We start from the raw sequence: 14,055 nt of genomic DNA, 5'->3' as shown, positions 1-14,055 counted from the left end.
TAGTATAAATTGTTTGAGGGGGAGGTTTGATCTCTTCCCCCTCTTGTTGGTTAGCCCTGAGCTGCTTTTAGCGCGTTGACAGCAGGTTTGAGTCCACCAGGCGCTCGAGCTCGTCTACCATGCTCCCGAGCACCGCAAACCCCCGCTCCACCGGCTCGGGGCGGGTCATATCAATCCCGGCGATTTTCAGGGCCTCCAGCGGATACACCGAGTCGCCGGCCTTGAGGAAGTCCAGGTAGCGCCGGGCGGCGGGCTCGCCCTGCTCCAGCACGTCTTTGGCCAGGGCGTTGGCGGCGGCGATGCCGGTGGCGTACTGGTAGACATAAAAGGGGCTGTAGAGGTGCGAGAAGTTCATCCAGCCCGCACCCAGGCGCTCTTTGTCCAGCTCCACCTCCCCGCCGTAGCCCTCGGCGAAGAGTTCGGCCAGCCGCTCGATCAGGAAGGGTGCGGTGAGGGCCCCGCCCTTCTCGATGCGCTGGTAGAGCTCGAGCTCGAAACGGGCCAGGGTGGGCATCACGAACAGGTAGCGGTGGAAGTTGCTAAAGGCCTCCTCCAGCACCGCCAGCTTGTACTCGGGGGTGGGGGCCTCGCGCAACAGCATGGCCCGCACCATGGCCTGGTTGAAGTTGGAGGCCACCTCGGCCACGAACAGGCTGTAGCGGGCGTAGACGATGGGCTGGGTCTGCCGGGTGAAGTAGCTGTGCATGGAGTGGCCCAGCTCGTGGGCCAGGGTGCTGAGCGAGAAAAGGTCGTCCGACCAGCTCATGAAGATGTAGGGGAAGGTGCCCTTGAGCCCCGAGGAGAAGGCCCCGGCCCGCTTGCCCTGGTTCTGCCCCCAGTCCACCCAGCGCTCCTCGAACAGGCCCCGGCGCATGGGCTCCACGTATTCACGCCCCAGGGGTTCCATACCCCGGCAGATGGTCTCGGCGGCTTCCCAGAAGGTGATTTTGGGGCTTGGCACCAGGGGGGCCGGCGCGTCGTAGATGGGGACGTCGTAGCTTCTGAGCTGGCCGCCCATGGCCTTTTTGCGGATGCGCCAGAAGCGGTGCCAGGTGGGCAGGTGGGCCTGGAAGGTGGCCAGCAGGTTGTCGAAGACGGCCTTGGGGATGTTGTCACCGCAGGTGCGGCTTACCGCCAGGGCCATCTCGAGGCTGCTCGCGTACCCGCGGGTGCGGGCCTGGAAGGCAAAGCTCTTGACGCTGCCCTGCAGGGTGGAGGCCAGGGTGTTTTTGAAGGCCAGATGCCCGTCGGCATACGACTCCCAGGCGGCTTTGCGTACCTCGGGGCTCTCGTGCACCAGAAGCTCGCCGATAGTGCTGTGCGAGACTGGCAGGCTCTGGCCCTGGTACTCCACCGGCCTGAACTGCATATCGGCGTTGGTGGCCGCCGCGGCGGTGGCGCTGTGCCCACCCAGGGGGTCGGAAACCGCGGCCAGCACGGTTTCTACCTCGCTGCTGCGCACGTGGGGCTTGCGGGCTTGCAGGGCTTCGAAGTAGTGCCGGTAGACGGCCAGCCCCGGCTCGGCCTGCATGAAGGCCTCGAGGGTCTCCTGGGGCAGGCTCAGGATCTCGGGCTCGAGGTAGGCCCCGGCGGCGGAAAGCTGCGCGACCACGCTGCGGGCCTCGCCGGCCATGCGGATAAACTCGGGGTTGGTGCCCTCGGTGGAGAGCTGCAGCGAGGCGTACAGGGCCACCTTCATGGCCTCGAGCATCCGGGTGTAGTAGGTCTCCAGGGCTTGCAGCAGCACCTGCGGCGACTCGGCCAGCCGACCGGCAAACGGCCTGACCTCCTCTACGCTTTGGGCCGCTTTTTCCAGGGCGGCCCGCCAATGGGCTTCCGAGGCAAACAGGGCCTCCAGGTTCCAGGTCTGTTCTTTGGGCAGTTCGGCGCGTTTGGGTAAGGTACTCATCCAGGGCATTCTAGCTGACCCGCCGGTCAGTTGGCTAGAAACGCCCGGAACCACCTGCCGGAGTCCTTCAGAACGCGCCTCTGGGTGGGGTAGTCCACGTACACCAGCCCGAAGCGGGGCCGGTACCCCTCGGCCCACTCGAAGTTGTCCAGCAGGCTCCAGTAGAAATACCCCTCCACCGGCACCCCCTCGCGCTTGGCCCGCAGTACCTGGGCCAGGTGCTCCTGGATGAACCGGATGCGTTTGGGGTCGTGTACCTCTTCGCCCTCGAGGGTGTCGGGGAAGGCCGCCCCGTTCTCCGTAACGATGATGCGCTTCACCCCGTTATAGGCCGCAAATTTCTTGAGCAGGTGATAGATGTTTTCCGGCCAGACCTCCCAGCCCATCTCGGTGAGCTCCCCGCTGCCCCGCTCGCCGTGGGGGATTTCCCGGCCCCAGGTGGCCGGGTTGAAGAGGTCGAAGCGCACCAGCTGGCGGAAGTAGGTCTGCAAGCCGATAAAGTCGAAGTCGAAGGCCAGCTTTTCCAGGTCGCCCGGGCGGATGTAGCGCCAGAGGGCCAGCAGCCAGGGGGTGGTTTTCCAGGGGTAGCCCAGCCCCAGGGCGGGCTCGAGGAACAGCCGGTTGGCGATCACGTCGTAGTTGGCGGCGGCCATGCGGCTCAGCCAGGTGGGGCCCGCCGGCTGTACATAGGAGGCCGAAAAGGTGGTGCCGATCTGGGCGTCGGGCACATTGGCCCGCAGAACCCGCCCCCCTTCGGCCTGGGCCAGAGCCACGTGGTGAACGGCCGGCAAAAAGTTGCCAAAGCCCTTACGGCCCGGCGCATGGGTGCCTTGCAGGTAGCCCAGCACGGTGAACACCGTGGGTTCGTTGAGCACCATCCAGTGCTTGACCTTATCGCCAAAGGCCCGGCTGCACACCTCCACGTACTCGCAAAACCAGCCCACGATCTCGCGGTTGGTCCAGCCGCCTTTGTCCTCCAGCACCTGCGGCAGATCCCAGTGGTACAGGGTCACCCAGGGCTGCAGGCCGAGCTCGAGCGTCCGGTCGATCACCCGGTGGTAGAAGTCCAGCCCCTTTTGGTTGACCGCTCCGGTGCCACCGGGCAGGATGCGCGGCCAGGCCAGCGAAAAGCGGTGCACCTGCATGTTCATCTCCCGGATGAAGGCGATGTCGTCGTGGTAGCGGTGGTAAAAGTCGCAGGCCCGGTCGCCGTTCTCGCCGGTTTTGATCCTGCCGGGGGTATGGGAGAAGGTGTCCCAGATGGAGGGGCTGCGCCCGTCCTCGTTTACCGCGCCCTCAATCTGGTAGGCTGCGGTAGCCACCCCCCACAGGAAGCCCGGGCCAAAGTCGCTTTTGCTAAAAGTGGTCATCGCCTCAATCTACACGTTCGGTTGACAGCGTTACAACCTGCACCTGTGCCCCGTTGGGGTCGGTGAGGGTTTGGGGGGGGCGGTTTTGCAGGGCGATTTGATACGCGAGCAGCCCGGTTGAGTGGGCTGGCGCGGTGCGGCCCCGGGCCCAGAGGTTGATGCCGATGTGGTGGTGGTAGCCGTCGGCGGCCAGGAAACGAGCGCCGGGATAATCCCCCTGCATGAGCTCCATCCCCAGCCCCTCGAAAAAAGCCTGGGCTTCGTCCAGATCGCGCACATGCAGATGAATATGCCCCAGGGTGGTCTGGGGGTCGAGCCCTTGGCCGGCCCATGCTTCGGCCAGGAGGGCTTCCAGGTTGAGCGGCTCGGAAACCATAGCCAGGCGGCCTCCCCGGAAGGGCCATTCGGCCCTGGGGCGGTCGCGGTAGAGCTCAATCCCATTGCCCTCGGGGTCGGCCAGGTAGATTGCTTCCGAGACCCCGTGGTCGGAGGCCCCCTGAAAATGGGGGTAGCGGGCCTCGAGCAGCCGCCAGAAGACCGCGGCCAGCTCGGCCCGGCTGGGGAGCAACAGGGCGAAGTGGTAGAGCCCTAAAGTGGGCTGGGGGCGCAGGGGGGCCTCGGGCCGGTGCTCCAGGGTAAGGGTAAAGCGCCGGCCGGGCAGGGCCAGCTCGGTCTGCGGCCCCTGGCTTCGGATGACCTCGAGACCCAGCAAATCGCGGTAGAAGGCTAGCTGGCGCTCGAGGTTCTGCACCCGCAGGGTTAGGCCGGTGAGGGCCAGGGTTTTGGTGGCGTCTAGCGTCACATTTATATGCTATCCAAAGTGCTATGAAAAGTAAAGCAGAAGAGTGACAAGATTAGGATATGCTGTTGGGGTGCGGGTTTTTGTGACCGGTGGAACCGGTTATTTGGGGAGTACGCTGCTGCGGCTGGGGTCGGGTCGGCCCTGGGTTTTGGGTGCCAGTTACTGGAGCCAGCCGCCGGCGGTGCCGGGGGTGGGGTGGGTTTGGCTGGATATCCGCGACGCTGCCGCCGTGGAGCAAACCCTGGCCCGCTTTCGTCCCGAGGTGGTCATTCACACCGCCTACAGCAAGGCCAGCCCAGCGGCGCTCGAGGCCATCACCGTGCAGGGCACGGCCCATGTGGCCCGGGCCTGTCGGGCTCTCGGGGCCCGGCTGATTCACCTCTCCACCGACCAGGTTTTCGATGGCGAAAACCCGCCCTATGCCGAGTCGGCTCTGCCCAACCCCCTCACCGAGTACGGCCAGGCCAAACTCAGGGCCGAACACTGGGTGCAGGCAATACTCCCCAGCGCCACCATCGTGCGCACCTCGCTGATCTGGGGCCTGAACCCCATCGACCCGACCAGCCAGATGGTGCTGGAGCTGGCCGATGGCAAGCGGGAGGGCGGGCTTTTTAGCGACGAGTACCGCTCCTTTGTGTACGTGGAGGATCTGGCCCAGGCCCTGTGGGAACTGGTGGGTCTGGACTATGCGGGCATCCTGCATCTGGGGGGCGCGGAGGTGCTGAGCCGGCTCGAGTTTGGACGACTGATTGCCCCCTTCCACGGACGTGACCCGGCCCGGCTTCCGGCCCGGCGCCGCGCCGAGTTTCCCGGCCCACGGCCCGGCAATTGCGCGCTGGATAGCTCGCTGGGCCGTTCCCTGCTCCAGACCCGGCTGCGCGGGGTGCGGGAGGTGTTGCGCGCGCACCGCCCTGTGGGATAGCCCCCGCTTTTTTGCGCTATTCTGAGGATCATGCTGAAACTGGGCGTGGACTTTGGCCTTTCCAACACCGATGCGGTGCTGCTCGAGGGCGAGACCATCCTGGCGCACCAAACCATCAAAACCGGGCCAGCCAGCAGCGAAGCCCTGGCCGCCGTACTGCACAGCCTGGGGGTTCGGCCTGCCGACCTCGGCACCATCGCCAGCACCGGCGGTCTGTCGCGCCGCCTACCCGATACCTTCGAGGGGATTCCCGTCCAGAAAATCGGCGAGGCCCAGGCGGTGGGGCGGGGGGCGCTGCAGCTGGCCGGCCTGGGTGAGGCCCTGGTGGTCTCGGCGGGCACCGGTACGGCCATGATTGCGGCCAGGGGAGGCGAGGCCCAGCACTTCACCGGCTCGGCGGTGGGGGGTGGAACCTTGCTGGGTCTGTCCCGGCTGCTGCTAGGGACTGCCGACCCCCTCGAGGTGGCCCGCCTGGCCGAACGGGGCAACCCCAGCGGTGTGGACTCCACGCTGGTGGACGTGATTGGTGGGGGCATCGGCCATCTGCCCCCCGATGCCACCGCGGTCAACTTTGGGCGGCTGGTAGAAGGCCCCCACCCCAGCCGCGAAGACCTGGCCGCCGGTCTGGTGACGCTGGTGGGCCAGGTGATTGCCATGATTGCCATCAACGCAGCGCAGGCTGCCGGGTTCAAGCAGATGGTGATTGTGGGCCACCTGCCCGACCTGGTGCCTGTGCGCAAGGCCTTTGAGCGGGTCTGGTACTTTTACCAGATTGAGCCCAGACCCCTCATTCCCCCCTTGTCCGGCTGGGCCACCGCCTACGGGGCTGCGCTTCTGGCACAGCAACCTGTCGTAAACTGAAACCATGAAACCCCCGGAGGGCTTCTGGGCCCACCTCGAGGACGACAACAACTACGACAACCTCAAGCTGGTCTTGTCGGATGGGGTGGGGGAAGAGGTGCTGTGGCTCTCAGCGCTCGAGCTGGCCGAAGGCCTGGCCCACCTCGAAGAAGGCGAATTGCTTGACCCCAACGAACCCGCCTGGTCGCACGAGGCGCTGGAGGTGGCCGAAGCCCCGGCAGCCCCCTTCGAACCGGCCCAGCACCGCCCCCACCTCGAGGGGGCCTACTGTGCCGCCCAGGTTGAGCTCTATAGTCCGCCGGGCCTCCTGCTTTTACGCCGGGTGGTAGAGGAAGGGGGCGATCTGCTGGAGATCACCACCCCCAACGGCTCGGTCTACACCTTCGAATACGATCGGGTTCGCGCCTATTTGCGCCCGCTTTTGCCCCACTAACCAGTGAACCATGCGCATTACCTCGACGGCCAACCCCCGCATTAAGGCGGCTGCCGAACTCCAGGAGCGCAGGAGCCGGGAGCGAACGGGTAAGTTTTTGATTGAGGGCGCTCGCGAGATTGAGCGGGCCCTGGCGGCGGGCCTCGAGGTCGTTGAAGCCTTCTGCGGCGAACACCTCAACCCCGAAGAAGCCCGCACAGTTGCTCATTTATCTCGAGTCCTTGGCCTGGAGGTGCACGAACTCTCCGAGGCGGCCCTGAAGAAAATCAGCAGTCGTGAGCACCCGGCCGGGGTGCTGGTGGTGGCCCGGATGCCCCGGCCCTCCCTCGCGGCCTTCCACCCACCCAAAAACGCCCTGCTGCTGGTCTCGGTGGGGCTGGAAAAACCCGGCAACCTGGGGGCCTTGCTGCGCTCCGCCGATGCCGCCGGGGCCGATGCGGTGCTGGTGGCGGGTGGGGTAGACCTCTACAGCCCCCAGGTGATTCGCAATTCCACCGGGGTGGTTTTCTCGCTCCCCGTTTTTGCCGCCCCCGAGCCGGCCGTGCTGGACTGGCTACTGCAGCACAATATCCCCATGGTGGCCACCACCCCGCACACCCACCAAACCTACTGGGATGTGGACTTGCGGGGGCCTGTGGCCATTGTGCTGGGCACAGAACACCAGGGATTGAGCCAAACCTGGCTCGAGCAGGCCGCACTCAAGGTCAAGATTCCCATGCAGGGCCAGGCCGACAGCCTAAACGTCTCGGTAACGGCTGCCCTGATGTTATACGAAGCCAGAAGGCAACGCCAAAATTAAACTTAATCTCTGACCCCAACTTGACATAATCAGACTCAATTGTCTTAGGTCTTCTTGCCCAGCCCTCTTGACATTCTTATGGAAAGACCCGAATAATATAAAGCTGGGTTGACACTCTAAACCCACGACTGTCAATAAACCCTGTAAGGAGGAAATTCTATGGCAACCGCAACCATGCTCAGACCCCTCGGTGACCGTGTGGTGGTCAAGCGCATCGAAGAAGAAGCCAAGACCAAAGGGGGCATTGTGTTGCCCGATACCGCCAAGGAAAAGCCCCAGCGGGGCAAGGTAATTGCCGTGGGCAGCGGGCGGGTGCTGGACAACGGCACTAAAGTGCCTCTAGAAGTAAAAGAGGGCGATACCGTGGTGTTTGCTAAGTACGGCGGCACCGAGATCGAAATCGACGGGGAGGAGTACATCATTCTCTCCGAGCGCGATCTGCTGGCCGTTTTGTAAACCCAAAGACGTTTCTAACAGCGGTGTTTTGAAAGGAGTAGAACCATGGCGAAAATGCTGGTTTTTGATGAAGCTGCACGCCGTAGCCTCGAGCGCGGCATGAACGCGGTAGCCAATGCGGTAAAAGTGACCCTGGGCCCCCGTGGGCGCAACGTGGTGCTGGAGAAGAAATTCGGCAGCCCCACCATTACCAAAGACGGGGTTAGCGTAGCCAAGGAGGTCGAACTGGAGGATCACCTCGAGAACATCGGCGCCAAGCTGATGATCGAGATCGCCTCCAAGACCAACGACATCACCGGTGACGGCACCACCACCGCCACGGTGCTGGGCCAGGCCATCGTGCGGGAAGGCCTGCGCAACGTGGCTGCTGGGGCCAACCCCCTCGCGCTCAAGCGGGGCATTGAAAAAGCCGTGGATGTGGCGGTCAAGGCCATCCAGGAGCTGGCCGTGCCCGTCAACGACCGCAAGGCCATCTTCGAAGTGGCCAGCGTATCGGCCAACAACGACGCCGAGATCGGTAACCTGATTGCCGATGCCATGGAGAAGGTGGGCCGCGAGGGTGTCATCACCGTTGAGGAGTCCAAGAGCCTCGACACCGAGCTCAACTTCGTGGAAGGGTATCAGTTCGACAAGGGCTACATCTCGCCCTACTTCGTCAACAACCCCGACGCGATGGAGGCCCAGCTCGACGAACCCTTCATCCTGATCACCGAGAAGAAAATCAGCAACGTGCGCGAGTTGCTGCCGGTGCTCGAGCAAGTGGCCCAGACCGGCAAGCCCCTGCTCATCATCGCCGAAGACGTCGAGGGTGAGGCCCTGGCGACCCTGGTGGTCAACCGCCTGCGTGGCACCCTGAATATCGCTGCCGTCAAGGCCCCTGGCTTCGGTGATCGCCGTAAGGAGATGCTCAAAGACCTGGCGGCCATCACCGGTGGTACCGTGATCAGCGAGGAGCTGGGCTTCAAGCTGGAGAACGCCACCCTCTCCATGCTGGGCCGCGCCGAGCGGGTGCGCATCAGCAAAGACGAGACCACCGTGGTGGGCGGTAAGGGTAAGAAGGAAGACATCGAGGCCCGCATCAATGGCATCAAGAAGGAGCTCGAGACCTCCGACAGCGAATACGCTAAGGAGAAGCTGCAGGAGCGCCTGGCCAAGCTGGCCGGTGGTGTGGCCGTGATCCGCGTGGGCGCTGCCACCGAGACCGAGCTCAAGGAGAAGAAGCACCGCTACGAGGACGCCCTCTCCACGGCCCGCGCCGCGGTCGAGGAAGGCATCGTGCCGGGTGGTGGCGTGGCCCTGCTGCGCGCCGTGCCCGCCATCAAGAACCTGCTCAAGGAGCTCGAGGGCGATGAAGCCACCGGTGCCAAGATCGTGCTCCGCGCCATCGAAGAGCCCGCCCGTCAGATTGCTGCCAACGCCGGCTACGAAGGCAGCGTGGTGGTCAACAACATCCTCAGCAAGAAAGAAAAGAACTACGGCTTCAACGCGGCCACCGGCGAGTACGGCGACATGATGGAGTGGGGTATCGTAGACCCGGCCAAGGTGACCCGTACGGCCCTGCAGAACGCTGCTTCCATCGGCTCGCTGATCCTCATGACCGAGGCTGTGGTGGCCGAGAAGCCCGAAGAGAAGAAAGCTCCTGCTGCACCCGCTGGCGGCATGGGCGGCGACATGGACTTCTAAAGCAACCACGTGCCCAAACCCCCTCTTCACGCAAAGAAGAGGGGGTTTTTTGTGTGCTAGGGATCCGCTTTCTTCGCCAAGCGTAGCGAGGGGTGTGCCACTGGGTATTCGTGGGAAACGCTCTAGGATCTAGTCTCTGGAGGTTTTTGCTTTGGATGACTATCTTTTGAATCCGGTTATGGATATTTTTTATTTTAGGGGGTCTTTAGAGCGGTTTTACCCCAGGCCGCCAGGGCCTCGAGGGCTGGCTCCAGGGCCTTGCCCAGGGGGGTGAGGGCATACTCCACCCGGGGGGGTACCTCCTGGTACTCGGTTCGACTGATAAGGCCCATCTCCTCCAGATCCCGCAGGCGCAACGACAAACTTCTCGGCGGCAGGGCGGTGGCCTGTTGCAAGGCTCCAAAGCGCAGCGCACCTTGCTGCAGCGAGCGAAGTATGAAGTAAACCCCGCGCTGGCCCAATAATTCCAGTAAATCCTCGAGGGACGGTCTTTTGGATTGGACCATAGGTATACCGTATCCAAGACTTGCCCGAAGCAAGTACACCGATGCTACAAAGCAACCATATGGTCAGTTTGGGAAAAATTGCAGAGAAAACGAGAAAAGATGGGTTTATCGCTCAGGTGGTTTGGGAAGGTACCGCCGGCCCCAGCGGTCTATAGCTTCAATTACAGCCTGCAGTGCCTGGCCGGCCTCCGTTAGAGCATAGCTGGTGCGCGGGGGCATGGTGGAGTGGATTGTTTTAGAGATGATGCCCAGGTGCTCAAGCTTCTCCACGCGCTGGGCCAGGGTGGCCGGGTTGCAGCCGCCCACTGCCCTGGAAAGCTCGTTAAAGCCTTTCGAACCATCCAATAAGCTGCGAATAATGTGTAGCGTCCACTTCTCCTGCAGTACGTTGATGGCTTCGTATACAGGGCAAAAGCTGTGGTCTGCTTCAGTGGTTTCTGCAATGGCTTTAGCCATACTGAAACACATCTTAGCATACTATTACTTTCTTTGCTCAAATGCTTGACATAACAAACTGATATAAAATAGTATGCGCTTGTTGATCCAAAGCGAATGCTGGATCAAGCTGGAGGAAAAGTATGAATTGGAACCTGGATAGCAGTCATACCACCGTGGCTTTTGCTGTAAAACACATGGGCTTCTTTACTGTGCGCGGCCAGTTCAAAAAAGTGACCGGTACCGTTTCGACTGACGAGCAAGGGGTGCCGCGCCAAATCAGCGTTTCGATTGAGGCCGCTAGCATTGAAACGGGCGATGCCCAGCGGGACGCCCACCTGCGTTCACCCGATTTCCTGGATGCCGAACAATACCCTCAGATTCGCTTTGAGAGCAGCCAGATTGAAGCCTTGGGGGGGAACAAATACAAGATCCATGGCAACCTGACCATCCGGGACACCACCCGCCCGGTAGCCCTCGAGGCCGAGGTAAGCCCCGCCATCAAAGACCCTTGGGGCCTGACCCGTATTGGGGCAACGGCCACAGGTGTCATAAACCGCAAGGACTGGGGGCTTACCTGGAACCAGGTGCTCGAGTTTGGTGCTTTGCTGGTAGGTGAAGAGGTAAAACTCAATATCGAGGTCGAGGCGGTCGCGGCCCAGGCAGAAGCGGCAGCCTAAACCCCATCGAGTCTTGAGCACCCGCCAGCAAAGGCGGGTGCCGGGCTTAATTGTGGTAGATCGTGCTTTGGGTTGAGGTGGGGAGCGGGTGGGGATGCTAGCTTTAAATCATGCGCTATATTCTGGCGCTGTTTGCGCTGTGGTTGGCGGCCTGCACCCCGACTTACCTGGGCAGTGTGCCTTACTACCCCTATAATCTCGACGATTTTCCCGTCTTTACCAGCCCCGCAGGCCAGCCTCTGTATGGATTGCGGCGCTACGAGGAGCGTCGCTGGACGGCTGTGGCCCGTAGGCCGGTGGGTGTTTTTGATTTTTCGATCACCCTGGAATTGGGGGGCCGGTTGTGGCCCAGGCCTCCTTTCCCCAACCCTGTGGAGACCTGCCGCTTTGGTGGGAGCGACGAACGACCCGCCGCGGTACGCCTGGTGCTGCTCGAGGCCCCGCCAGGTTTTGACGTTGGGCTGCAAGAAGCCAGCTACAAATTAAGCTGTGGTCGCCTCGAGCGCGACCCGGAGGGCTTTGAAGTGCTGCGCTACGCCACCTGGCTCGAGGTGCTCTACCGCTTCGAGATACCCCTGGTAGCCCCCGGCACCTACGGGTTGCGCTGGCAGCTTTGGGAGGGGGAGCGGATGCTTGCTGAGGAAGGCCGACGCTTTACCCTGACCGCAGGCCGTTAGCGCTGGAGGGGATTGGTGTGGGCGCTGAGTGTGTGGTGCGGCCGATTGACGGCCCTGGGCTTTGCCGCTAAACTTTGACTGAGTATAAGTTTGTAACGAGTCAAAAATAGCGTGGAGGTTGGCTGTGATTGCAGACAAGAAACTTTCAAGCAAAGGCGGCGGCTGGCTCCTGGAGAGGCCCGAGCAGATCTTCACCCCGGAAGACTTCGACGACACCACCCGCATGATTCAAGAAACCGTGCGGCAGTTTGTGGAGAAGGAGTACCGGCCGGTGGCCGAAGCCCTGGAGCACGGCGAGCTCGAGCACAACATCCCATTGCTCCGAAAGGCCGGCGAGCTGGGCCTCCTGGGGGTAGAGGTCGGCGAGGAGTACGGCGGCCTCGACCTGCCCAAAACCGTCAGCACGGTAATTGCCGAGGCCCTGGCCGGCACCGGCGGCTTCAGCGTGACCTACGGGGTGCAGACCTCCATCGGCCTGCTGCCCCTGGTTTACTGGGGCACCAAGGAACAAAAGGACAAATACCTGGCCAAACTGGTCTCGGGTGAGCTCATCGCCGCCTACTGCCTCACCGAGCCGCAGTCCGGCTCCGATGCCATGGGGGCCAAGACCCGCGCCGAGCTTTCCGCCGATGGCAAATACTACATCCTCAACGGCACCAAGATGTGGATCTCCAACGCGGGCTTTGCCCACCTCTTTACCGTGTTTGCCAAGACCCCGGAGGGCCTGACCGCTTTCCTGATCGAGCGCGACACCCCCGGCCTGCGCCTGGGCGGCGAGGAGAAGAAGATGGGCATCAAGGCCTCCAGCACCCGCCAGGTCTTCCTGGAGGACGTGAAGGTGCCGGTCGAGAACGTGCTGGGTGAGCTGGGCAAAGGCCACAAGATCGCCTTCAACGTGCTCAACGTGGGGCGCTACAAGCTGGGCGCGGGGGCCATTGGTGGGGCCAAGGGTGCCCTGGCGCTCTCGGCCAAGTACGCCCAGGAGCGCGTGGCCTTTGGAAAGCCCATTGCCCAGTTCGGCCTGATCCAGCAAAAGCTGGCTGAGATGGCTACGCGCATCTTTGCCGGCGAGAGCGCGGTCTACCGCACCATGGGCATGATCGACCAGGCCCTGAGCAGCCTGGACAAAGCCAACGCCGCCGAGGCGGTGCTGGCGGGCATCGAGGAGTACGCCGTCGAGGCCAGCATCATCAAGGTGCTGGGCTCCGAGGTGCTGGACTACGTGGTGGACGAAGGCGTGCAGATCCACGGCGGCTACGGCTACTCCGCCGAGTACGAGATCGAGCGGGCCTACCGCGACAGCCGCATCAACCGTATCTTTGAGGGCACCAACGAGATCAACCGCCTGCTGATTCCGGGCATGCTCCTGCGCCGGGCCATGAAGGGCGAACTGCCGCTCTTCGATGCGGCCATGAAGCTGCAAAAAGAGCTGCTGGAGCCCAGCTTCGAGGAGCCCGAGGACAAGGAGATGGCCCAGCTCGAGGGCCTCAAAAAGCTGGCCCTGGCGGTGCTGGGCCTGGCCGCCCTCAAGTACGGCAAGCAGATCGAAGAGGAGCAGGAGGTGCTGGCGGTGGCCGCCGACATCCTGATAGATGTCTTCGCTGCTGAAAGCGCCCTGCTGCGGGCCCGCCGGCTGGGGGGTGGAGTATATGCCGAGATGGCCGCGCTCTACCTGTACCAGGCCCTGGATCGCGCCCAGGCCGCGGCACTCTCCATTCTGCCGCGCCTGGCCGAGGGCGACGATATGCGCCTGATGGCCTCGGCGGCCCGCCGCCTGACCAAGCACGACCCCACCGACCTGGTGGCGCTGCGCCGCCGGATTGCCCAGAAGGTGCTGGAAGCGGGCGGCTACCCCCAGCCCAAGGCCTGAATCCTCCGATACCCTTTGGGGGCGCATGGCCATGCGCCCCCTATCTTTTCGGTGCTACAATCGCCTTATGCCTTCACGGCCGCTGCCCACCAACGTAAGCCCGGAGGAGTACCTTCGCCTCGAGGCACAATCCGAAGCTAGGCACGAGTACGTGGATGGTATTGTTTACGAGATGCCGGGCGAGTCGCTGGAGCACAACGAGACCGTCCTGAACATTGCGCTGGCGATCAAGCCGAGGCTGAGGGCGACGGGCTGCCGGATGGCCGTCGAGGGGGTTAAGCTCTGGCTGCCCCAACTCAACCGGTACTACTACCCCGATGTGATGGTGCTGTGTGACCCGCGCGACACCGACAGCCACATTTTCCAGTACCCCTGCTTTATAGCCGAGGTGACTTCGCCCAACACCGAGGCCACTGACCGCCGCGAAAAGCTGCAAGCCTACAAAAGCATCGAGACCCTGCAAACCTACTGGATTGTAGACCCCGCCACACGCAGCCTCGAGGTCTTCGAACGCAGCCAGCACTGGCAGGGTGTGCGGCTGGAGTCGGGCGGAGCGCCGGTGGCCTGCCTGGGCCTGGAGGTGCGCCTCGAGGGTATCTTCGGTGTGGCCTGAGCCTGCCATTGCCAAACTCCACGCGGTAGACTAGAGCCA

The 14,055-nt window shown here is 63.0% G+C and carries 15 protein-coding genes; 10 read left to right on the top strand and 5 right to left on the bottom strand.

The genetic code is table 11. From position 1 onward, the window contains the following. Positions 1-67 precede the first annotated feature (67 nt). The 3 genes from pepF to MTAI_RS09440 are packed head-to-tail and all read right to left on the bottom strand — an operon-like array spanning position 68 to position 4,081. Positions 68-1,909 (bottom strand): oligoendopeptidase F, encoded by a 1,842-nt coding sequence (gene pepF, locus MTAI_RS09450; protein ID WP_036196997.1) that lies wholly within the window; start codon positions 1,907-1,909, stop codon positions 68-70. Positions 1,910-1,935: 26 nt separating this feature from the next. Continuing rightward, positions 1,936-3,279, bottom strand: a complete 1,344-nt coding sequence (locus MTAI_RS09445) for a GH1 family beta-glucosidase (RefSeq protein ID WP_027887961.1) — start codon at positions 3,277-3,279, stop codon at positions 1,936-1,938. Between the two features lie 4 nt (positions 3,280-3,283). Further along, entirely contained in the window at positions 3,284-4,081 is a 798-nt protein-coding gene (locus MTAI_RS09440; protein ID WP_036196996.1) for a VOC family protein, read from the bottom strand. Positions 4,082-4,151: 70 nt separating this feature from the next. On the opposite strand from MTAI_RS09440, the gene MTAI_RS09435 reads away from it, so the two are divergent. From MTAI_RS09435 to groL, 6 genes are all read left to right on the top strand, one after another. Beyond that, on the top strand, positions 4,152-5,003 hold the full coding sequence (locus MTAI_RS09435) for an SDR family oxidoreductase (RefSeq protein ID WP_027887959.1): 852 nt from the start codon (positions 4,152-4,154) through the stop codon (positions 5,001-5,003). Positions 5,004-5,033: 30 nt separating this feature from the next. Beyond that, a complete protein-coding gene (locus tag MTAI_RS09430) occupies positions 5,034-5,864 on the top strand; it encodes an acetate and sugar kinases/Hsc70/actin family protein (protein WP_027887958.1) in 831 nt (276 codons plus the stop codon). A 4-nt stretch (positions 5,865-5,868) separates the two neighbouring features. Then, positions 5,869-6,297, top strand: coding sequence for an RHS repeat domain-containing protein (locus MTAI_RS09425; RefSeq protein ID WP_027887957.1), 429 nt, complete (start codon positions 5,869-5,871; stop codon positions 6,295-6,297). Positions 6,298-6,307: 10 nt separating this feature from the next. Then, on the top strand, positions 6,308-7,096 hold the full coding sequence (locus MTAI_RS09420) for a TrmH family RNA methyltransferase (protein WP_027887956.1): 789 nt from the start codon (positions 6,308-6,310) through the stop codon (positions 7,094-7,096). A 159-nt stretch (positions 7,097-7,255) separates the two neighbouring features. Further along, entirely contained in the window at positions 7,256-7,552 is a 297-nt protein-coding gene (gene groES / locus MTAI_RS09415) for a co-chaperone GroES (protein WP_013013371.1), read from the top strand. A 45-nt stretch (positions 7,553-7,597) separates the two neighbouring features. Continuing rightward, complete coding sequence (gene groL / locus MTAI_RS09410) at positions 7,598-9,235, top strand: chaperonin GroEL (protein ID WP_027887955.1); 1,638 nt, start codon at positions 7,598-7,600, stop codon at positions 9,233-9,235. A gap of 194 nt (positions 9,236-9,429) precedes the next feature. Here groL and MTAI_RS09405 read toward each other — a convergent pair whose 3' ends face one another. Together MTAI_RS09405 and MTAI_RS09400 are read right to left on the bottom strand one after the other, a co-directional pair. Continuing rightward, positions 9,430-9,741, bottom strand: coding sequence for a winged helix-turn-helix transcriptional regulator (locus tag MTAI_RS09405; RefSeq protein WP_027887954.1), 312 nt, complete (start codon positions 9,739-9,741; stop codon positions 9,430-9,432). A gap of 105 nt (positions 9,742-9,846) precedes the next feature. Next, the gene (locus MTAI_RS09400) at positions 9,847-10,197 is read right to left on the bottom strand and encodes a winged helix-turn-helix transcriptional regulator (RefSeq protein WP_043982223.1); all 351 of its coding nucleotides are present in this window, start codon (positions 10,195-10,197) and stop codon (positions 9,847-9,849) included. Positions 10,198-10,319: 122 nt separating this feature from the next. On the opposite strand from MTAI_RS09400, the gene MTAI_RS09395 reads away from it, so the two are divergent. The 4 genes from MTAI_RS09395 (at position 10,320) to MTAI_RS09380 (ending at position 14,016) form a co-directional block, all read left to right on the top strand. Continuing rightward, the gene (locus MTAI_RS09395) at positions 10,320-10,856 is read left to right on the top strand and encodes a YceI family protein (protein WP_027887952.1); all 537 of its coding nucleotides are present in this window, start codon (positions 10,320-10,322) and stop codon (positions 10,854-10,856) included. Between the two features lie 110 nt (positions 10,857-10,966). Further along, on the top strand, positions 10,967-11,533 hold the full coding sequence (locus MTAI_RS09390) for a hypothetical protein (RefSeq protein ID WP_027887951.1): 567 nt from the start codon (positions 10,967-10,969) through the stop codon (positions 11,531-11,533). Positions 11,534-11,657: 124 nt separating this feature from the next. Further along, positions 11,658-13,403, top strand: coding sequence for an acyl-CoA dehydrogenase family protein (locus MTAI_RS09385; RefSeq protein WP_027887950.1), 1,746 nt, complete (start codon positions 11,658-11,660; stop codon positions 13,401-13,403). Between the two features lie 67 nt (positions 13,404-13,470). Further along, positions 13,471-14,016: a Uma2 family endonuclease gene (locus MTAI_RS09380; RefSeq protein WP_027887949.1), complete on the top strand. Its 546-nt coding sequence runs from the start codon at positions 13,471-13,473 to the stop codon at positions 14,014-14,016. Positions 14,017-14,055: the final 39 nt, after the last annotated feature.

Origin of the sequence: Meiothermus taiwanensis WR-220 (assembly GCF_003568585.1) — a bacterium.
Taxonomy (GTDB): Bacteria; Deinococcota; Deinococci; order Deinococcales; family Thermaceae; genus Meiothermus; species Meiothermus taiwanensis.
Note: the sequence above shows the minus strand (reverse complement) of the source record. Positions and strands in the feature narration are given on the sequence as shown.

Excerpts from the sequence above, each read along its gene's own strand:
- pepF (WP_036196997.1), bottom strand. The coding sequence starts at position 1,909 with ATGAGTACCTTACCCAAACGCGCCGAACTGCCCAAAGAACAGACCTGG.
- MTAI_RS09445 (WP_027887961.1), bottom strand. The coding sequence starts at position 3,279 with ATGACCACTTTTAGCAAAAGCGACTTTGGCCCGGGCTTCCTGTGGGGG.
- MTAI_RS09430 (WP_027887958.1), top strand. The coding sequence starts at position 5,034 with ATGCTGAAACTGGGCGTGGACTTTGGCCTTTCCAACACCGATGCGGTG.
- MTAI_RS09425 (WP_027887957.1), top strand. The coding sequence starts at position 5,869 with ATGAAACCCCCGGAGGGCTTCTGGGCCCACCTCGAGGACGACAACAAC.
- MTAI_RS09420 (WP_027887956.1), top strand. The coding sequence starts at position 6,308 with ATGCGCATTACCTCGACGGCCAACCCCCGCATTAAGGCGGCTGCCGAA.
- groES (WP_013013371.1), top strand. The coding sequence starts at position 7,256 with ATGGCAACCGCAACCATGCTCAGACCCCTCGGTGACCGTGTGGTGGTC.
- groL (WP_027887955.1), top strand. The coding sequence starts at position 7,598 with ATGGCGAAAATGCTGGTTTTTGATGAAGCTGCACGCCGTAGCCTCGAG.
- MTAI_RS09405 (WP_027887954.1), bottom strand. The coding sequence starts at position 9,741 with ATGGTCCAATCCAAAAGACCGTCCCTCGAGGATTTACTGGAATTATTG.
- MTAI_RS09400 (WP_043982223.1), bottom strand. The coding sequence starts at position 10,197 with ATGGCTAAAGCCATTGCAGAAACCACTGAAGCAGACCACAGCTTTTGC.
- MTAI_RS09395 (WP_027887952.1), top strand. The coding sequence starts at position 10,320 with ATGAATTGGAACCTGGATAGCAGTCATACCACCGTGGCTTTTGCTGTA.
- MTAI_RS09390 (WP_027887951.1), top strand. The coding sequence starts at position 10,967 with ATGCGCTATATTCTGGCGCTGTTTGCGCTGTGGTTGGCGGCCTGCACC.
- MTAI_RS09380 (WP_027887949.1), top strand. The coding sequence starts at position 13,471 with ATGCCTTCACGGCCGCTGCCCACCAACGTAAGCCCGGAGGAGTACCTT.